Raw genomic sequence first — 17416 nt, forward strand, 5'->3', positions numbered from 1 at the left:
CTAACCTCACGTTAGTTCCCCGATTATATCACGTTTACTTTCATCGTACAACGGACGGAGGGGAAATTTTGCAGTGAACGGGGGGAACGTAAGGAAAAACGAATCTAATTCGCTTGTATGGCGTTTCTCTGCGTTCACTCTTCCGGTAGGTCGTCGTAAAAGCCGCCTTTTATTAAGCGGTCGTGGCGGAGTCATCTTCGCAGGGGGTCGTAGAATGCGTGTAGGTGGTCGTAGCTTGCACGGGGGCGATTGCGGTGTAATCTCGCGTAGTACGTACATATGCTTCGGCAGTACGCGGAAATTCCCTTTAATTTTCGCATAAAAAAACGCCTCTCCCGAAGGAAAGACGTTTCGCTAAATTTAATTATTCGCTGTCCTCTCCGTGATACGTCGCGAACGTTACGGAGAGAGTGCCGTTCCGTAACGCCCTCACGTCTAATATACGCCCGCCGTCGGCTTTAACCGCCTGTTCTAACTGCTCGTACTCTTCCTGTGTCTGCATGTTGCGCCACTCACGTTTTTCTACCTTCATCTAATCGCGCCCCTTCCTCGCTAACTCTCGGATAGCTTCGTTTTATTTCGGCCTAATCTAACGATAGTTAAAAATAGCCGCCTTCTCCGGCTTAATCGCCATCATCGAAGGGGCTTCGCTTGCTTCCGCCTGTTTAGGCAAAGGTTACGCTGTTTATCTCGGCTGTCGTCGTAAATCTATCGTTTATCCGCGTCTGATCCGCCGCCGTTACCGTCGTGCCGGTAATATTCAGCGTTAAATCGTGTGGCCCGTCCTGGTCGGCTTTCTCCAATTGAACGACATAATCTAACGCCTGTTCAATCGCTATTACGTCCACACCTGTTTTAATGCGGCTGTACTCGCGTTCCTTACCGTTGCTGTACGTGAAGGTTGCGCTTATTGACCGGAAAGGCGTCGTTTTGCCTAGTCGGTCGAGTTGGCCGTCTTTCAGTTCGATGTCTGCCGTGATATTCATATGAAGCTCACCCCTTCCGTGATTTATTCGCCCCGTGCTTCGCACCCCTCCGGCTTGGCGCCCTCATCGAGGCGCTTACTTCGCTTTTCCTACGTGAATTGAACGCTCTCGATCATCGGCTCCGTTGTTAGCCGCGTTTTCAATTGCGCTTCCTGCTCGTCCGTCATGCGTAGCTTCACCGGTAGCTTAACGGTTAGTTGAAACGGCTCTTCTCCGGCATGAATCGCGCCCATAACGATCACTTCCGTTGCCTCTTCAACGATAGCCGCGGGATTTCTGCCGTTCATGTGCTGCAACAACCGGTTGCCGTTATGCGTGGCGCCGATGGTACGGAAAGGCTTGCGTAACGAGTGGCCTTCCGATTCAGAGTAGGTTAGCGTTAGCTGCTTCTTCTTACTTTGTCGGGTCAATGTAGCTCATCCCTTCGTAGTTGCTCGCCTGTTTCTTTCCGTTAAAGGTCGGGTGCGTCGCTTTCAACGTTGTATAGCCGCGGAAGGGGTCGCCAGTTTCTACGCTTGCACTTTGCGCCAGTTCGTCGAATGCCTCCCGTTCCTCCGTTTTGACGTCGCTTAACGTATGATGTACTACCCTCGCCTTGTTTACGGCTTCCTTATCGCCACTAATTGCCTGCACAAGCGCCGGGAATCTCTGTTTCACCGCCAGCAACTCGCCGCGCTCAAGTTCGGCCAGTTTATCGGACAGCTCGCGTTGTGCGACGCCCTTCTCTCTCGTAGACGTGGCAAGGGTTAGTTGCGTCTGAAACTCGCCTAGTAGCTCCTCGGCTTTTTGCGTTTCCGAAGAGGTCGGCTTGTACTGCGCCTTGCCTGCTGTTTCCTTCGCTTCAACAAGAATAGCGTCTTTTTCCCGTTCGTGCTGCGCGCGGAGGTGCGTTACCTCTTCGTCTAGATCGGCTTTCAAGTCGTCAAGAGTCGCTTGCTTGAATCGTGCGTCTTTGTAGCGTGGGTCAAGGCTGTTTTCCACCGCTTGGACTTCCTTCTTGTACTTATTCGTTGCCGCCTTTACGCTGTTTTCCGTGTTTTGTTTTAGCTGTTCAATTTGGTTCATAATTATTCGTCCCCTTTTCGGAATGGATTTTTAAATTTCGTCTTTGCCTGCGTGCCGTAGCCGTTCGGGTCGCCGTAGCTTTTCTTCTGCTTGGCGCGCTCGCCTTCTTCGATGTCCTCGGCTAATTCTTTCGCGGCTTTCTCTACCTCCGCCGGATCGTCCGTTTCAATGTACTTTACGTACCTGCCAGCTTTTTCTAACGGTATATTCTCGTCAGTTAATGCTTTCTTTTTTAGCGCGTCAAGGTAAAGTTTTCGGTAGTCCGTTCCTTCCGGCTCTGTTTGCGCCTGCTGCTCGGCTTCCTGCGCCTGCTCCATCTCTTGCAAGCGTTGTTCGATGATTTCTTCGGCTTCCGCCTGTGTGAATCGCTTTTCCGAAAAATACTGTAAGTTCAGCCGTAGCTTTTTAATCTTTTCCGCCATTGCGCTTTGCCTCCTCTATTTCGCTTTCTAGTCGGTCAACTTCCGCCTTTACTTCCTCGTAAAGTGCCTTGTAATCCGGCGTAGGGCGTTCTACCGGGCGTTGTCTACCTCTGAATCGCGCCAACCGGCCTCTTAGTATTCGGTCTACGTCGGTTTGTGTGAACCGCTTTTCGTCCATACTTATCCGTCCTTTCCGTTTAGTTGTGGTCTGAACGTAGTCTCCGCGCACTTTCCGGGCTTCCCTTGCGCTTGCCCTTCGGCGCTTCCTCTGCGTCCGTGCCGTCGTGCAGATCGTTTAATAGCTTGTCCGCCCATGTCGTGCCGTCTGTCGGCTTCTTGCGGTTTCTGGCGTCCTTCATACTGCGGAAGGCTTCGTTTTTCTTTTTGCGTCCCATCAGTCGCTCACCCCCGCGCCGGAAGGCAACGGCTCATTAAACGTTGTTTCTATACTTCCTCTACGTTCGATTGCGTCCTCTGCCAGCGCCTTTACCTCTGCCATGCTGCGCTTTTGCTTGCCTTCATATTTAAAGGTCATACGGTCGGTAAAAAGACGTTGAGCAGGGGAAGGTAATTGCCTGGCGTACTTAATTATTCCGTGCTCTCCCTCGTTCAGTTGCGCCTCAATGTACCGCGCTACCTCTCCGTAGGCTTTCCGGTCAGAAAGGTTTTCAGCTACGTAAAAGCTTCCGATTGCTAACGTTTTCCGGCGCTGATACTCAATTAAGCCTATCGCCGTTTCTCCGGCGGCTTCCTCACGGTAAATAAACGCCTTAAAGTAGCGTCGTTTTTCTGGCATTTGAGCACCTCCGTATTCTTCGATAAATCGCTCGTAACTCGTCTTTATCTGTTCCTGTGGCGTGTCTATTTCTATACGTGGCTTAACGTTCAATCCTCTTCGCGCCAGTTCCTCGACGATTTGCCGGGGCTGGCGTGACTTCCCGCGTCCGATTACCTCGCCTTCCGTCGTTTTCAGCTTATAGCCCTTCGTGTTAATGCGGAGGGTAGGAGGCTTGTCCGTGGAAATAAGGCGTCGGGGCTTGCCGTTCTGTTTCCGGGTGAAAAGCTCGGCGCGGGCGTAACTGCCGGCGTAGTAGGTGCGGTGGGTTTCGATACATTTCATAAATACCGCCTTCCTTCCGTTAAGTGTGTTTAGACGTTAAAATCGGGGTGTCGGGGGTTTAGGTATTCAGCGTATTTCAGAATCGCGAGAAACCGCCTCTACGCCCTAAAATCACGGTGAATACGCCGTCTAAACGTCCTTAATACCCCTTACTCTTCCGGTAGTATCGTTTGTTCTGTCGGCTTTTCTGCGCCTGCCTGCGTTGCTCGCCACACTCGGCGCAATATACTTGCCGGTTGCTTGCCGGCGTGAATGGTGCTTCGCATTCCGCGCATACCTTTATACCTTCGCCCTGGTGTGCGCCTCGTCTGCGCCAATAGTCGTATTCTAGCGCCGGATCATTCGGAAGCACCGCGCGTTCAAAGTAGGGGCAGCGTGTAGGTTCGTCGCTGAACAACGGACATTCCCGCCCACTTTCGCCTAGTCCTGTTTGCAGGTGGCATTTGCCGTGCTGGTCGTAGTTGGCGCACCAGTCTTTCACCAATTTACGTTCCTTCTGTTCGCTCAAAGTTCTCACCTCCGCCCTGCTGCTCGAATAAAGCCGCAATTAACTTTCCGTTTTCCTTCCGGCATTCAACGCGTAGGTTCATGCCTTCTTCGTTTAACAGGCGCCGGATCGTGCGTTGTGAGTCCGTGTATATGGCGTTGCTCATTCTGCGCTCACGGCTTCCGCCTGCGCTTCTGCCTGCTCTATCTGTGCCGCGTACTTCTCTTTGAAATACCGTCGCATATCCTCATAGAGTTCATCGAACGTTTCCTTGAAGCTCTGCGCCCTTCTCAACGCTAGTCTATTGATAATCTGAACCGTTCTCTCTTCCGGTAGTTCCTGCATAGAGTAAACGATAAAAGGCCGGTTGTTTTTCCTGCTATTACAAGAAGTGCAGGCCATCATTATATTCCCGAACGCGTTTCCTCCGTCGGCTGTGACGTGCTCTAGCGTCCTTTGCGCCTCTTCCGTGTGCTCTCCGCAATAACAGCATAATTAGTCTGAAATAACGAACGCCACGTCATAGAAAGATAGCGTTCCGGCGTGGTTCCTGTTCGCGTCCTTCGTTGCTAGGCGGGCTTTCCGGCGTAAAGTACCCGCGCGTTGCTGGTCGTAGGTGCGCTGGCATTCCTTACATTTCCGCATATGGCCGTCCTTTTGCGTTTTGTCACCGTAGAAGTGCGTCAGAGGCTTTTCGACTGAACAACCGTTGCATTGTTTCGTCTGTGGCTTATGCATGACGCTTCGCCTCGCTTTCGTTTTCCTTCGCTTCAAGGCGTTCCGTCCGTGCGTCAATCCGTTCCGTGCGTGCGTCCATACGGTCTAGCTTCTCGTCCATCGCTTCCAGTCGTTTAATAATATGTTGATAAATTACTTGTTCCATTATTCATCATCGCTCCTCATCTTCGTTTTTTATTCTTCGTCGTCGTCAATTCCGATTTCCTTCTCGATTTGTTTCAGCGCCCGGCTTATTTCCGTATTGCAACGGTGGCCAGAATCGTGCAGGTGCGCCAACGCCTTAAGGTACTCTGTTAGGTCGGTTAGGTTTCTATCGCTCGTCATCTTCGTCATCACCTCCTATGTAGGTTGGTTGTGCGCCCCTCCGGCGGTTTTCCTTGCCATCATCGGGTCGGCGTGTTATACTAATAATTGGGGTAGCTTGTGCGTTTTTAGATTTATGCACTAAAAAAGAACAACCGCCCTCATTTCGCTCACCTGGGCGTATAGGCTTTCGAGTTCTTCATCGTCAATATCGTAAAAGCGCTCTAGCTCCGCGCCTGTGTATTCGTTTATAATCATAGCGTTATACATTGAAGTGCCTCCTCTCAATACCGGTTATTTGTCGCCAGTTTAAATTAGTCTAGTCGCTCATGCGTAACTACCTTCCGGTTTCCTCCGCCGTATATTTCCTGCTCGGCGCTTATCCGGTCTATGGCGTCATGGTTCATAAATGACTCGCCGTCGATCCGGCTACTTAACATCGCCTGTTCGCTCACCCAAAACGGGTACTCGTAGTGGGCGTAGTATTTGTGGCCGCGGTTTTCTTTCGGAGGCTCTTCGACGGTTTTTACCTTACGTTGCTTCCGTTTCTGCAACGTTTTAAGCCCCCGTTTGCATTCGTCGGAACAGGTGCGCTTGTTATTGCGCTTAGAATCGTCGTGCCATAGGTACCGGCAAAAGTCGCAACGCTTCACGCGCTTATTATCCGGTTTCTGGTCGATGATTGCCGCCATGAGGTCGAGTAGTTCTTCTCGGTCGGCGTCCGGGTTTTCTTCGAGGTATTGCGCCGTGATTGCTCGGGCGTACTGTATGACGCCTTCACCCGGCTCCTCGAATAGGTAGTGCCCCGGCTGCAATTCGTTTTCATACGGTTGTTTAATAGTCAATTAAATCTCCCCTTAGATGCGTTATAGTCGTTTGCACAGGCGCGCGTCGCTGGCGGCCTCATGCTAGGTTTTGAACTTGAAATTCTATGCGAAAATGTATATACCCTCTTATTCCCGACACAATGACTGAGCGTAAGCGAAGGAATAAGTGTCGAAGGGTTTGAACTTGTACTCGTTCTTTCTTTCGCTCTTCCTGTTAGATGCGCTTTTCTGAGCGTAAGCGAAGGAAAGCATGGTCTTACGGTCTTGAACTCGTTACAAACGTAAGTTTCTGTAGTACGTTTATATACGTATATTTATATAACGTATCAAAATGAACCGTACCTACGTATCAAAATGATCCATGCTACGTATCAAAATGATCCGTACCCCCTAAAACTCCCATCCTTCCGGGTCATCGTCGCCCTCTATCGTTATGCTAAACACCGGCTCTTCTGCGCCCTCTTCGCCTTCGTTCGGCTCTTCCGCCTCTTTCCTGTATGCGCTGAGCCGTTCCTTGTCGCTCTTTGCGCCTGCCTCAATCTTCTCCAGCCGTTTTTCTACGTCCGTCTGTATCTCCGGAAACTTAGCGTACAGACCTTCGAGGGTCGTGACCGGCTTTTTAACGACATATACGTTATTGCCGTGCGTTGGCGACTTCCTGCGCTCGATCAGGTCGAGTTTTTCCAGCGCCCGTAAGTGACGCTTCACCGTTGCGTTGCCTAGCATACTATCTCGCTCCAATTGCGGAATGGTCGGAAAAGCGTAGCCGTAATGCGGGTTGTAATAATCGAATAGTAGCTCGTAAATTAGCTTCATGCCCGGCTTAAAGTCCGGGTGCTTCGTATAAACTCGGTTCATACTGTTTAGGCTCAACGCGTAATGCTCGTCCACCTGGAACGGATAATTATTGTTGGTCGGTTGTGGTTGCTTAATAGACATAAAATAGACTTTCCTTCGTTTGTTATTTAATTACAATGCCGCGTGCTTCCGCGACTTCTGCAAGGTCTGCGGTAAACTTCGCCGTTACCTCGAACACGAATGCGGCGTTACCCTTCGCCTTTGTGCTCGGCTTGATTTCTATTACACGGTTCCCACGCTTAACTAACTCGTTGGCGATTCCTAGGGACAAAATGACTTTACTGTTCATCCGTTTTTACCTCCTCGATTGATATGATTCCGCGCACGGCGTTCATCGGAATAGTACCCGTAGTCCTTCTAGCGCTTCCCCACTTCCCGCGTAAACAACGCTAGGATTAACGATAATGTACTTGCTTCGGGCGTCGCCGTCGTCCTCAACTAGTTTGAAAACGGATTGCCCATTGTATTTAACTTCCCGTAAACTTTGGGATAGCTTTCGTGCACTCTGATAACCTATGGCTTCCGCCAATTCTCCTATCGTCATAGCGTTCAACTCGTCCGGGTTGTTCGTAACCGGATTTTTGCAGACGACATTCACCCGGAAATTAACGTAGGGCAGAACGGAATAAACAAGCCCTAGCTTCTTCATCGACCGCGCGTCGAATTGTCCGTAAAGGTCTTTGATTGTTTTCCGATACATTCGCGTATGCTGTAACGCTTCCGTAGATTTCGAGGCGTCTTTCGCATGGCCACGGTAGAATACCTCCGGACTCATCATAAGCCCTGCGTCCGTTTCGTGCAGAATACCGTTCGCTTTCAACTTCCGGTAGAATTGCGAAAACTTATTTCGGCTCATGCCGAGTAGTTCGCCCAGTCCTTTTTTGTCGAGCTTCTTTCCGTTAGCATGAACGATTAGATTTGTGCCGAACGACATATGAACGCCGATAAACATAAGGCTCGCCAGGTCGGCTTGGTTTAGGTCGGGGAAGCGCTCGTTCATTTGCTTACACGCTTCATAATAAGCGAAAACAAAACCACCGTTCTCTTCGTTGTGGTCGTGTATAGCTTCCTTCACCTTCGCGCCTTCCTTGCGGCGTTCGATCACCTCGCCGGACACAACCGGTAGTAATTCGTACTGGTCGTTGACTACCTCGCCTGTGTCCGTGTCGATTACGTTCCCTTCTTCTACGATGAAGTTTTTCGTCATGGCCTTCCGTTTTGTCTCCGGGTGTAGTTCTCTGAATGCCTTTTCTTCCGCCTTGTAATCTCTCATTCAATCGCTTCCCTTCCGTTTGTTTGTAGCTTGCGTTAAAAATATGTGCCTTTTCGTGTGCAAAATCGGGGAGATATGTGCCTTTTCGTGTGCATTATTTCCGCCTGTATTTCGCGCCTATATGTCCATATATTGCGTATATATGGCGATTTTCGGCGTTATACTACTACATGTTGTGGTTATATAGTGTTTAGGCTGCGTTTCCCACTCATCTTAATCACTCCATGTTTGGGAAGTACGGGTGCGAAAATAGGTAATAACGTATAGGCGTAAATAGCGCCCCTTCGCTTACAACCGTTCATAACGCTTAACTCGTCTGGTCGCGGCCCCGATAAGGGGGCGCAATGGTCTTGAATTTAACCTAGCGATAGCTCCGGCATATAACGCTTTATATCGTAACCTATGAGGCTAACGCCTGCATATCGTCGCTTCGCTCCTTTATGCGAACCTAACCTTGTAGCGTCCTCTACGGTTACAATACGTTGCTTCCGTTTTCTCCGTTTAACCCTCGCTTCTACCGCCTCCCATTACCGGTTATCTGTCGCCAGTTTCGCCCGAGTCAACTCGCTCACCTGCGCTACATATGCCGCCCCGAACTCCTGGCGCAACCTATCGTTTAGAAACTCCGGATAAGGCGCGTACATACCTTCGATCTTAGCGATGTATCCCCGGCTTATGCCTACGCGCTCTGCCATTGCGTATTGCGTTAGGCCGTTTAGCTTGCGGATTGCTATGAATAGCTCTACGCTCATAGTGCGTTCACCTCCGATTAAGTTAATAAATTTGTTCCTCTTCCGTAAATAAAAAGAGCGGCTTTCTTCCGTCGTGCCTGCGTAAACCTTCCTCACTACTTAGTGGGACTAACGCCCTCTCGCGTGTATATCCTCTCATTACCTAGTGGGACTAACGGGGCTCTATGTCCCCTACCGCCCAAAATTCGCACAAACCTTCTTCAATAACTAGTACAACTAAAGCCTTCTCATGTCCCCTTCAACTCCTAGTGGTACTGAGCGCCTTTCATATCCCCTTCACTCTCTAGTACAAATAACGCCTTCTCGCGTGTATATCCCTTCATACTCTAGTACGACTATGACGCTAAAATATGGCGTTCCCCTTCATAACTTAGTACGACTAACGCCTTCTCATGTGTATATGGCTTCCTATCTCCTAGTACAACTAACGCCCTTTCAGACAAGTATCGGAATAAACCTTCCTCATACTCTAGTTGGACTGTGACGCTAAAATATGGCTATCCGCATAAACCTTCCTCTACTCCTAGTGCGCATTTGCCCGCCTCGGACAAGTATCTGACGATAGTCCTGCAAAAATTTGCGCCCCCTCCGCCTCACGCAAAAGCCGGCAGCTACGCCAATAGCTACCGTTTTGCTTCGTATATAAATCGGTGAGAAGTTCCGCCACTGCTCGAATAATCCGTCCGTTCCCTCGATCGTCCTGACTAATCTGCGCTAATCCATATAAAGCTCGGTTCCTGCGCCCCAACTCCGTCCACTTCCGCCGTTAATTCGTCGTAAAGCTCCTCGAATTGCTCCGGCGTCCATTCGCCAGCCTCTAACGCCTTCTCCGCAACCCACGCCGGCACGCCTTTCCGCGCCAGGTATTCCTTGATTAGCGCTTCCTCTGCGTCTGTTGAGTCGTCGGCCCATTCCGCATATTGCTCGGGGTTGGCGCTAAACCTCCGTGGGTCGTTTTCAAGCTGCTCCCATTGCGTCAAAAGCTCGTTCATAACGCCCCACCCCCGATTATTAATGCTGCGTAAAGGAATACGAGGGATAAAACCGAAGCCCCTCCATGCAAAAATTCGTTGCTCACTACGCCCACCTCCGAGTAAGATTTGCGCCGACTACGTTCTTTAGTCAACGCGATACCTTCACTTTACACCGACTACAAAACGTTGTCAATAGGTGCGCGTAAATTCTTCCGCCCGACCCGTTAGGCGTGGTACACTAGACGAAACAACCAACGGAAAGCAGGGAAGTACAATGGCGAAGTACATTTCATCGAAGCGATTGAAAACGATCATGGACGAACGGGGGCTTTCTATCCGCGCCCTGGCGACGGCCACCGGCTTAAAGTACGAAACAATCCGGCGGTTACGGAACGATCAGACGAAGCAATATCAACGTGATTCTTTGGCGGCTGTCTGCGTAGCTTTAGGCGTAGAGGTGGAAGATATATTGACGCTGGAAGAAGCCGCGGAAGGTTAGGCGGAAAACACCGGACGAAAGCTAACGCCAGTTTGACGGTTAAGGAATTGCGCCAGTTGAAGGCGGAGAAGGAACGGGCGGAACAGGCGGGGCTTTCGCGGAATCAACTCGCCGTAGAAGGACGCATAAGGCCCGCGACGCTCTCCGACCTGGTGAACGGCAAAGTAAAGTCGGTGTCCTTCGCGACGATCATACGTATAGTAGAAACGCTGGATAAACTCGATTCGTCGCGGAAGCATAACGTAGAAGATATTTTCGTAGTGGCGGAAGAGGCGGAAGAGGACGTAGAGTAATCGGAGAGTTAGGCGGGTCAAACGTAACCACGTGGTTACAGGTCGGGCAACGAGCGTTATACGAAATCGCAACGCTTCCGCCGGAAGAGCGCGAGAAGGAACACGACGGAAAGAAACCCGACGAAAGCTAACGCCAGTTTGACGGTTAAGGAATTGCGCCAGTTGAAGGCGAAGAAGGAACGGGCAGACGGGGCGGACGAAAGCCGGAAATGGACGAGATTTTCGCCCCCGAGGTTGCGAAATTTTGCCGGAAAATTTTCGGGGGTCGACCTTCTGTAACCTGAAAGCTAGTTTCGGAGCCCCGGCGGGAGGTTCCAGCGCCCAACGCCCCCGCCCCCTTTTGCGCCTGTGCTCCGCTTGCTTCCGCCTGTGCCGCCCCTCTCCGCCGACTCTCCGATCACCTCCGCCGGTGCCTTCCGCCCCTGCCGGTGCCTCCGCCTGCTTCGCCGGTGCCCTGCGGTGCCCCTTCCGTTTCCTTCCGTGCCTTCCGGTGCCCTGCGTTGCCTCCCGTTGCCTTCGGTGAATGACTTGTATGCGACGTGTATATCGTATTCAAAATCAGTTTACATAATACAACCTATGGGAAGTTACCCACGAAACAAAACGTTGATATGACGGCGTTCATCGTACTTCCGAATATTATCGATTATGCACGATTTTATACATCGTTGATATGGCGGGGTTTGTCGGGTGTCTGTTCGTATCGTACAACGTATAAAACTACCGTACTTTATGCGTACAGAATACGGGGCAAACTGCGTCTGAATATCGGTCAAACTGCCGCCTAACCTCGCCGTTTACCACATAATAACCGGATCACTTTCGCACCTAGCAACCCCCGGAAAGGCCAACGTCTACCAAGCGGATTGACTGCGGTGGGGGTCGGTGTTTTTGCGGTGCGTGCGTCGTGAACAGATCGCCCGGCAATTGTTCGGTACTCACTGGCGTACATTTCGCCTACCTCCGCCCCTTCACGTAAACTCTTCTATCGCCATTTCTCCGGAAGTGTGCCGAGTTTCTTCTATAATATATCCGTAAAGTATTTCGCCTTGACAGACGTTTACGTTGCGATTCCCTCCGCCACCTCTTGCGAAATCTCTCGCGACAACTCTTGCGCGAACCAGTCCGATAATCCCGACGTACTACCTCGGCTTTCCCGCCGTGCTTCGCGTCTACTGATCGTACTTGTTACCGCCTGCCAGGTCGAATAGAGATAGCCGTTTAAATTGCGTATATACCCTTCTTTAAACCTTCTCATCACGTTCATAAAGGCGCCTGTATAGTCGCTGTGCTCTTCGCATAGGATCGACGGGTCTACGCTTGCCTTCGATTTGTATAACGTTCCTATGGCGTTGTATAGCCCTTCTACGTCGCCCTCAAAGAACGGGGCCATCACGTCGTATAACCTTTTCGGAATAGCATGGCGTAACATAGCCGTCCCCGTTTCGTTTGTGTAGTTCTGTATTTCTCGCTTACTCGAAGGTTCTTTCCGGGAATTGCCGCCCTCGTCGCTTGCATGGCGTGGGTTCTCGGCTGCCTGCCGGTCTGCCACTCGCTCGGACAGGAACGGTTGTATAACGATTATATTCGCCCCTGTGCCGCCTGACTTCGGACGGGTGAAGGTAACTCTTTCGATGATGTTTAGCGCCTCTAGCTTGCTTAAAATGCGCCGTACAGTTCGCTCGCTTTTCTCCGTGCCTTCTGCGATGGTGGACGCCTTTAAATGACTGGCGCCGGCATACTTCACGGAATACCTTGCGATAAATCGGAGAACGGTTCGATTACTTGCGGTTAGCTTTTCGTGGTTCGCCTGTTCGTGCTGGCTTACGTTGTAGTTAAGTTCCTGCGTAGAATTGAACGTTGCATGATCCGATAAATAAATCGTCATTGTTTCGCCTCCCATTTACGAACGTATGTTCTTTTCGTGGGTAGACGTGCAGAAAACCGTTGTACATCGTTTTAAAACTGTGCTACAATGTACGTACTAGGTTGGTTTTGTACGTGTCTACCTGGCGTCTACCCGGCGTCTACCCACGTATAGAATCTTTAAGGTCTCTGACGTTCCTGCGTCGAGGCCTTTTTTATTTGTGTTCATTCCCGTTGTCCTATATAAATAAGTTCTTCTTACCGAAAACGTACACTTGCCCTTCGCCCTCACAAGTACCGTTGTAATGGCGTTGCCTTCGCGTGCTGGCTACGTATATACTCCATATCCGGCGATACATACGTTTTAGTTGTCGTTATGCTTGCGTGGTCTAATATCCGTTGCAGCGTGAATAAATCGCCGCCGGCTTTTAAATACTCACGGGCGAAGGTGTGGCGAAACATATGCGGTGAAAGCTTTTCAATCCCGATTTTATCGCGTAGCCGAATACACCTCCGCCGAAATGCGTCCGCCGTAAACTGCTCCCCGAACCCGTTGCGGAAAACTGCCTCCGACTCCCCGAAGTGAAACTCCGTCTCTTCAATTAGCTTGCGGATTAGCGTTAATACCTCGGAACTTACCGGCACGCTTCGATAACTCCGATTCTTCGCCGCCTCGGACGGGACTAAAATTTCATGGTGCGTGAAATTAACGTGTGCCTTCTTCAAGTAAACGGCTTCATTTATACGTAGTCCTGTGTCGAGTAGCAGGTACATTAACACACGATCCCGCCAGTGCCCGAAATATTTATCGTTCAGCCCGTCGAATATCTTCCGTAGTTCTTCCCGTGTAAGTCCCCGGCTTTCTTCTCCCCGATCGTCTCTCACCGGCTTAATATTTTCCATCGCGTTTTGCGCGGCGTAGCCTTCCCGGTTCCAGTAGGCACACATCGTTTTAAGCGTGCGTAAGCGAATGTTTACCGTGCTGGGAGATAATCCCCGGCGTTGCCCTTCATGCCGTGGCTTGCGGTGGTATAGTAAATACCGAATGTAGCTACGTATAGCCTCCGGGGTCACGTCGGTTACGTGCACCGGGTCTTTTCGGAGGTAAAACGTCAAAAACTCGTTGAGGTAACGGTAATGCTCCCGGTAGTCCTTAACGCTTCTCTCTCGTACCCCTTCCGCCTTTTTCACCCGAACGAATAACTCTACGCCTTCCTCTAACGTGGGTTGCCGGTGTTCCTTCCGTCGTTCCGCCAACTTTTTGCGCATAGAAAAAACCGCCCCCTCGCTGGTGTAATAACCAACGTGAGGACGGCTTTCATACGTCCGACGGTGTTCTCCGTCTTTTATGTGAGATAATCGCGTTATAATCGTAAATGCCCCATGATTCCCGGCAACCGCCGACACACGGATTTTCAGTCCGTTGCTCTACCGACTGAGCTACCGAGCCGTGAAAATGACAGGCGCCGATGCCTGACAACGAAACCTATCTTACCATAGCTTGTCGCTGTCGGCAATAGCGGGTGTCATTTCTTTACTTCCCACAGAGCATTTACGAGGTCGGCGGGTTCTTCTTCCAGCTTCAGGCGGTTCGCGTGTTCAAGGTCCACAAACCCGGATTCTACGGCGTGCTCTACCATCGTCATAAAAGGGGTATAGTAGCCTGCCACGTTCAGAAGTCCGACCGGTTTGTCGTGGATGCCTATCTGCGCCCACGTAATCGTTTCCGTCAGTTCCTCAAGCGTACCGAAACCGCCGGGAAGGGCGATATAGCCGTCCGCGAGTTCAGCCATTTTCGCTTTGCGCTCATGCATCGTGTCCACCTGGATGAGCTGCGTCAGTTTCGTGTGGGATACTTCGATGCCGTCGAGCTGGCGGGGCATGACGCCGATCACCTCACCGCCCTCCGACAGCGCACCGTTGGCGAGAGCACCCATAAGTCCCGCACTCGATCCTCCGTAGACGACCGCGATTCCCTGCCCGGCGAGCAGTCTGCCGAGTTCACCGGCTTTTTCTTCATACTCGGGATTCTCCCCTTTACGGGATCCTGCAAAAATACATATTTTCATCTTTATTCCTCCACAGCCGATTTTTTTCTGGATAAAGGAAAGACCCTTTGACTATGCAAAAGGTCTTTGGCAAAACGTTTACGATTCCCGGTACACACTGCGGACCACGTTCGTCTGCGTACGGTCCGGACCGACGGAGAAAATGGACAGCGGGATGCCTGTAAGCTGCGCAATACGTTCCAGATAATGACGCGCATTCGCCGGCAGGTCATCCAGACTTTCGGCTTTCGTAATGTCTTCATTCCAGCCCGGAAGCTCTTCGTATACAGGCTCACATTCCGCCAGTTTTTTGAGGCTTGCCGGGAACTCTTCGATAATCTCGCCTTTATACTTATAAGACGTACAGATTTTCAGCGTGTCGATGCCTGTAAGTACGTCCAGGGAATTCAGCGACAGATCGGTAATACCGCTCACGCGGCGGGCGTGACGGACGACGACACTGTCGAACCAGCCGACGCGGCGCGGACGTCCGGTCGTCGTTCCGTACTCATTCCCGGTTTCGCGGATCTGATCTCCGATTTCGTCTGTCAATTCCGTCGGGAAAGGTCCGTCTCCGACTCTCGTCGTGTAGGCTTTGGAGACGCCGACGACGTTCTTGATTTTCGAAGGGCCGACACCGGCACCGATCGTTACTCCGCCTGCAATCGGGTTGGAGGAAGTAACGAATGGATACGTACCCTGATCGATATCAAGCATGACTCCCTGCGCTCCTTCAAACAGAACGCGGCGTCCTTCGTCCAGGTTATCGTCCAGAACGACGGACGTGTCACATACATACTTTTCGACTTCCTGGCCGTACTGATAGTATTCTTCAAGGATATCGTCGATCTCAAACGGGCGGTCTCCGTAGACCTTCTCGAACAGACGGTTTTTCTCGGTCAGGTTCTGTTCCAGTTTCTCCCGGAAGCTTTCCTTATCCAGAAGATCGGCGATCCGTATACCCATACGGGCTGCCTTGTCCATATAGGCAGGACCGATTCCTTTTTTCGTCGTACCGATTTTGTTATCACCTTTATCCGCTTCCTGAAGCTCGTCGAGTTTCAGGTGATAGGGAAGGATGACGTGCGCCCGGTTACTGATACGCAAGTTGTCCGTTGAAATACCACGCTCATGTAAATAGGCCAGTTCTTCCTTCAGTGCTTTCGGATCGATGACCATACCGTTTCCGAGCACGCAAAGTTTATCTTCAAAGAAAATCCCTGAAGGAATCAGGTGCAATTTATATGTAGCATTATCAAATTTGATTGTGTGACCTGCGTTGTTCCCACCCTGATAGCGGGCTACGACTTCCGCATGCTGGGATAGATAATCCGTAATTTTGCCTTTTCCTTCGTCCCCCCACTGGGTTCCGACTACTACTACTGATGACATGAAGGCACCTCCTACGTTAATTCTTCTTCAGTTTACCAATAATCCGCTTTACCGTCAACAAAAACCGAACATTAAACAATTAATAACTGTGAACATTCGTCAAATTACTAATTATGCTGAAAAAAATCCCCCTCTGCGCTAGGCAGGGGGGATGTCCGAATCGCTGTAGCGGTGGTCGAGGTCGACGAACTTGTTGTATTCTTTCACGAAGGCAAGTTCGACGTTACCGACCGGGCCGTTCCGCTGTTTCGCTATAATGATTTCGATAATGTTCTGGTTCTCTGATTCCTGATCGTAATAATCGTCCCGGTACAGGAAACCGACGATATCGGCATCCTGCTCAATCGACCCGGACTCCCTCAGATCGGACATCATCGGACGTTTGTCCTGACGCGACTCCACTCCACGGGAGAGCTGGGATAGGGCGATGAGCGGAACGTTCAGTTCACGCGCGAGCCCTTTCAGGGAACGGGAGATCTCCGATACTTCCTGCTGGCGGTTCTCCCGGGAGTTTCCGCTCCCCTGGATGAGCTGCAGGTAATCGATGAGGATCATCCCGATGCCGTGCTCCTGTTTTAGGCGACGGCATTTCGAACGGATTTCGTTGACGCGCACGCCCGGCGTGTCGTCTATATAAATTCCCGCGTTCGACAGACTCCCCATCGCCATCGTCAGTTTGTTCCAGTCGTCGGATTCCATTTTCCCGGTACGCAGACGCTGGGCATCTATGTTACCTTCCGCACAGAGCATACGGGAGACGAGCTGATCGGCGCCCATTTCCAGACTGAAGATCGCAACGTTCTCTCCTGTCTGGCCGGCTACGTTCTGCGCGATATTCAGGGCGAATGCCGTCTTACCCATCGACGGACGGGCCGCGATGATGATCAGGTCGTTCCGCTGGAAACCGGACGTAATCGTATCGAGATCCCTGTAGCCGGTCGGGATTCCGGTGATGTTGCCGTCACTTTGATGAAGCTGTTCAATATTATCATAAACGTCGATCAGGACGTCTTTGATGTTTTTGAAAGCCTGGGAGTTCTTCCGCTGGGACACGTCGAGAATTTCTTTTTCCGCCTGGTTCAGTACGTCCTCGATGTCGTCTTCTTCCGCATAGCCGTTCGTCACAATTTCCGTCGCTGTCCGGATCAATTGCCGGAGCGTCGATTTCTCGCTGACGATATCCGTGTAGTAGCTGATATTTGCAGCGGTCGGCACCGAATTGGCGATGTCGCTCAAATAGGAGACCCCGCCGATCTCTTCGAGTGTCCGATTGTTCGACAGAGCTGTCGTCACCGTCACAAGGTCGATCGGTTCTCCGCGATCGGAAAGCCCGAGCATCACTTCAAAAATCCGCTGATGACTGGCACGGTAAAAATCTTCAGGAAGCAGATGTTCAGCTGCGGTCGTCATCGCCGAAGGCTCCAGGAAGACGGCGCCGAGCACCGCCTGTTCCGCTTCTATATTGTGAGGTGGCGTACGGTCCTGAAAAAATTCATTCACTGGTTTTGCCTCC

At 51.1% G+C, this 17416-nt stretch carries 26 protein-coding genes and 1 pseudogene; 3 read left to right on the plus strand and 24 right to left on the minus strand.

Annotated features, from left to right (window positions below; genetic code table 11):
• Nucleotides 1–364: 364 nt before the first annotated feature.
• From CKW00_RS13680 to CKW00_RS07035, 19 genes and pseudogenes are all read right to left on the minus strand, one after another.
• Entirely contained in the window at nucleotides 365–532 is a 168-nt protein-coding gene (locus tag CKW00_RS13680; protein WP_158221286.1) for a hypothetical protein, read from the minus strand.
• A gap of 133 nt (nucleotides 533–665) precedes the next feature.
• Entirely contained in the window at nucleotides 666–986 is a 321-nt protein-coding gene (locus tag CKW00_RS06960; protein WP_095821962.1) for a hypothetical protein, read from the minus strand.
• 89 nt (nucleotides 987–1075) lie between these two features.
• A complete protein-coding gene (locus CKW00_RS06965) occupies nucleotides 1076–1396 on the minus strand; it encodes a 3-isopropylmalate dehydratase small subunit (RefSeq protein WP_095821963.1) in 321 nt (106 codons plus the stop codon).
• Nucleotides 1380–2051 carry a hypothetical protein gene (locus CKW00_RS06970; RefSeq protein ID WP_095821964.1) on the minus strand — a complete coding sequence of 224 codons (672 nt, stop codon included), beginning with the start codon at nucleotides 2049–2051 and terminating at the stop codon, nucleotides 1380–1382. The genes CKW00_RS06965 and CKW00_RS06970 overlap by 17 nt, the downstream gene beginning before the upstream one ends.
• Before the next feature lie 2 nt (nucleotides 2052–2053).
• Nucleotides 2054–2473 carry a hypothetical protein gene (locus CKW00_RS06975; RefSeq protein WP_095821965.1) on the minus strand — a complete coding sequence of 140 codons (420 nt, stop codon included), beginning with the start codon at nucleotides 2471–2473 and terminating at the stop codon, nucleotides 2054–2056.
• A gap of 197 nt (nucleotides 2474–2670) precedes the next feature.
• Nucleotides 2671–2868: a hypothetical protein gene (locus CKW00_RS06985; protein WP_095821967.1), complete on the minus strand. Its 198-nt coding sequence runs from the start codon at nucleotides 2866–2868 to the stop codon at nucleotides 2671–2673.
• Nucleotides 2868–3593, minus strand: a complete 726-nt coding sequence (locus CKW00_RS06990) for a hypothetical protein (RefSeq protein ID WP_095821968.1) — start codon at nucleotides 3591–3593, stop codon at nucleotides 2868–2870. The genes CKW00_RS06985 and CKW00_RS06990 overlap by 1 nt, the downstream gene beginning before the upstream one ends.
• A gap of 139 nt (nucleotides 3594–3732) precedes the next feature.
• Nucleotides 3733–4110: a cysteine-rich VLP protein gene (locus CKW00_RS13935; RefSeq protein ID WP_408640531.1), complete on the minus strand. Its 378-nt coding sequence runs from the start codon at nucleotides 4108–4110 to the stop codon at nucleotides 3733–3735.
• Nucleotides 4111–4242: 132 nt separating this feature from the next.
• Nucleotides 4243–4425 carry a hypothetical protein gene (locus tag CKW00_RS13835; RefSeq protein ID WP_095821970.1) on the minus strand — a complete coding sequence of 61 codons (183 nt, stop codon included), beginning with the start codon at nucleotides 4423–4425 and terminating at the stop codon, nucleotides 4243–4245.
• Between the two features lie 30 nt (nucleotides 4426–4455).
• Nucleotides 4456–4560, minus strand: a pseudogene (locus CKW00_RS13940) (hypothetical protein); the annotation flags it as partial.
• A gap of 250 nt (nucleotides 4561–4810) precedes the next feature.
• The gene (locus tag CKW00_RS13685) at nucleotides 4811–4963 is read right to left on the minus strand and encodes a hypothetical protein (RefSeq protein ID WP_158221288.1); all 153 of its coding nucleotides are present in this window, start codon (nucleotides 4961–4963) and stop codon (nucleotides 4811–4813) included.
• Nucleotides 4964–4992: 29 nt separating this feature from the next.
• Nucleotides 4993–5151 carry a hypothetical protein gene (locus CKW00_RS13690; protein ID WP_158221289.1) on the minus strand — a complete coding sequence of 53 codons (159 nt, stop codon included), beginning with the start codon at nucleotides 5149–5151 and terminating at the stop codon, nucleotides 4993–4995.
• A gap of 111 nt (nucleotides 5152–5262) precedes the next feature.
• Nucleotides 5263–5391 (minus strand): hypothetical protein, encoded by a 129-nt coding sequence (locus CKW00_RS13905; protein WP_269845285.1) that lies wholly within the window; start codon nucleotides 5389–5391, stop codon nucleotides 5263–5265.
• A 44-nt stretch (nucleotides 5392–5435) separates the two neighbouring features.
• A complete protein-coding gene (locus tag CKW00_RS07010) occupies nucleotides 5436–5966 on the minus strand; it encodes a hypothetical protein (protein ID WP_095821972.1) in 531 nt (176 codons plus the stop codon).
• 372 nt (nucleotides 5967–6338) lie between these two features.
• The gene (locus CKW00_RS07015; RefSeq protein WP_095821973.1) at nucleotides 6339–6887 is read right to left on the minus strand and encodes a helix-turn-helix domain-containing protein; all 549 of its coding nucleotides are present in this window, start codon (nucleotides 6885–6887) and stop codon (nucleotides 6339–6341) included.
• Between the two features lie 22 nt (nucleotides 6888–6909).
• Nucleotides 6910–7095: a hypothetical protein gene (locus tag CKW00_RS07020; protein WP_095821974.1), complete on the minus strand. Its 186-nt coding sequence runs from the start codon at nucleotides 7093–7095 to the stop codon at nucleotides 6910–6912.
• Nucleotides 7096–7137: 42 nt separating this feature from the next.
• Nucleotides 7138–8079, minus strand: coding sequence for a hypothetical protein (locus tag CKW00_RS07025; protein ID WP_095821975.1), 942 nt, complete (start codon nucleotides 8077–8079; stop codon nucleotides 7138–7140).
• Nucleotides 8080–8606: 527 nt separating this feature from the next.
• On the minus strand, nucleotides 8607–8831 hold the full coding sequence (locus CKW00_RS07030; RefSeq protein WP_095821976.1) for a helix-turn-helix domain-containing protein: 225 nt from the start codon (nucleotides 8829–8831) through the stop codon (nucleotides 8607–8609).
• 704 nt (nucleotides 8832–9535) lie between these two features.
• Nucleotides 9536–9823 carry a hypothetical protein gene (locus CKW00_RS07035; RefSeq protein WP_095821977.1) on the minus strand — a complete coding sequence of 96 codons (288 nt, stop codon included), beginning with the start codon at nucleotides 9821–9823 and terminating at the stop codon, nucleotides 9536–9538.
• A 256-nt stretch (nucleotides 9824–10079) separates the two neighbouring features.
• Here CKW00_RS07035 and CKW00_RS07040 point away from each other — a divergent pair, with 256 nt between their 5' ends.
• The 3 genes from CKW00_RS07040 (at nucleotide 10080) to CKW00_RS13695 (ending at nucleotide 10876) form a co-directional block, all read left to right on the plus strand.
• On the plus strand, nucleotides 10080–10304 hold the full coding sequence (locus tag CKW00_RS07040) for a helix-turn-helix domain-containing protein (protein WP_095821978.1): 225 nt from the start codon (nucleotides 10080–10082) through the stop codon (nucleotides 10302–10304).
• A 32-nt stretch (nucleotides 10305–10336) separates the two neighbouring features.
• Entirely contained in the window at nucleotides 10337–10597 is a 261-nt protein-coding gene (locus CKW00_RS07045; RefSeq protein WP_158221290.1) for a helix-turn-helix domain-containing protein, read from the plus strand.
• A gap of 138 nt (nucleotides 10598–10735) precedes the next feature.
• Nucleotides 10736–10876: a hypothetical protein gene (locus CKW00_RS13695; RefSeq protein ID WP_158221291.1), complete on the plus strand. Its 141-nt coding sequence runs from the start codon at nucleotides 10736–10738 to the stop codon at nucleotides 10874–10876.
• A gap of 781 nt (nucleotides 10877–11657) precedes the next feature.
• Here the strand turns inward: CKW00_RS13695 and CKW00_RS07050 are convergent.
• The 5 genes from CKW00_RS07050 to dnaB form a co-directional block, all read right to left on the minus strand.
• Entirely contained in the window at nucleotides 11658–12500 is an 843-nt protein-coding gene (locus CKW00_RS07050; RefSeq protein WP_143544231.1) for a helix-turn-helix domain-containing protein, read from the minus strand.
• A 251-nt stretch (nucleotides 12501–12751) separates the two neighbouring features.
• On the minus strand, nucleotides 12752–13732 hold the full coding sequence (locus tag CKW00_RS07055; RefSeq protein WP_095821981.1) for a tyrosine-type recombinase/integrase: 981 nt from the start codon (nucleotides 13730–13732) through the stop codon (nucleotides 12752–12754).
• A gap of 257 nt (nucleotides 13733–13989) precedes the next feature.
• A complete protein-coding gene (locus CKW00_RS07060) occupies nucleotides 13990–14532 on the minus strand; it encodes an LOG family protein (protein ID WP_095821982.1) in 543 nt (180 codons plus the stop codon).
• A gap of 78 nt (nucleotides 14533–14610) precedes the next feature.
• Nucleotides 14611–15903: an adenylosuccinate synthase gene (locus CKW00_RS07065; RefSeq protein WP_095821983.1), complete on the minus strand. Its 1293-nt coding sequence runs from the start codon at nucleotides 15901–15903 to the stop codon at nucleotides 14611–14613.
• Between the two features lie 138 nt (nucleotides 15904–16041).
• Entirely contained in the window at nucleotides 16042–17403 is a 1362-nt protein-coding gene (gene dnaB, locus CKW00_RS07070; protein WP_008590355.1) for a replicative DNA helicase, read from the minus strand.
• Between the last annotated feature and the right edge of the window lie 13 nt (nucleotides 17404–17416).

Source organism: Salimicrobium humidisoli (assembly GCF_002295105.1).
GTDB classification, from domain to species: domain Bacteria; phylum Bacillota; class Bacilli; order Bacillales; family Halobacillaceae; genus Salimicrobium; species Salimicrobium humidisoli.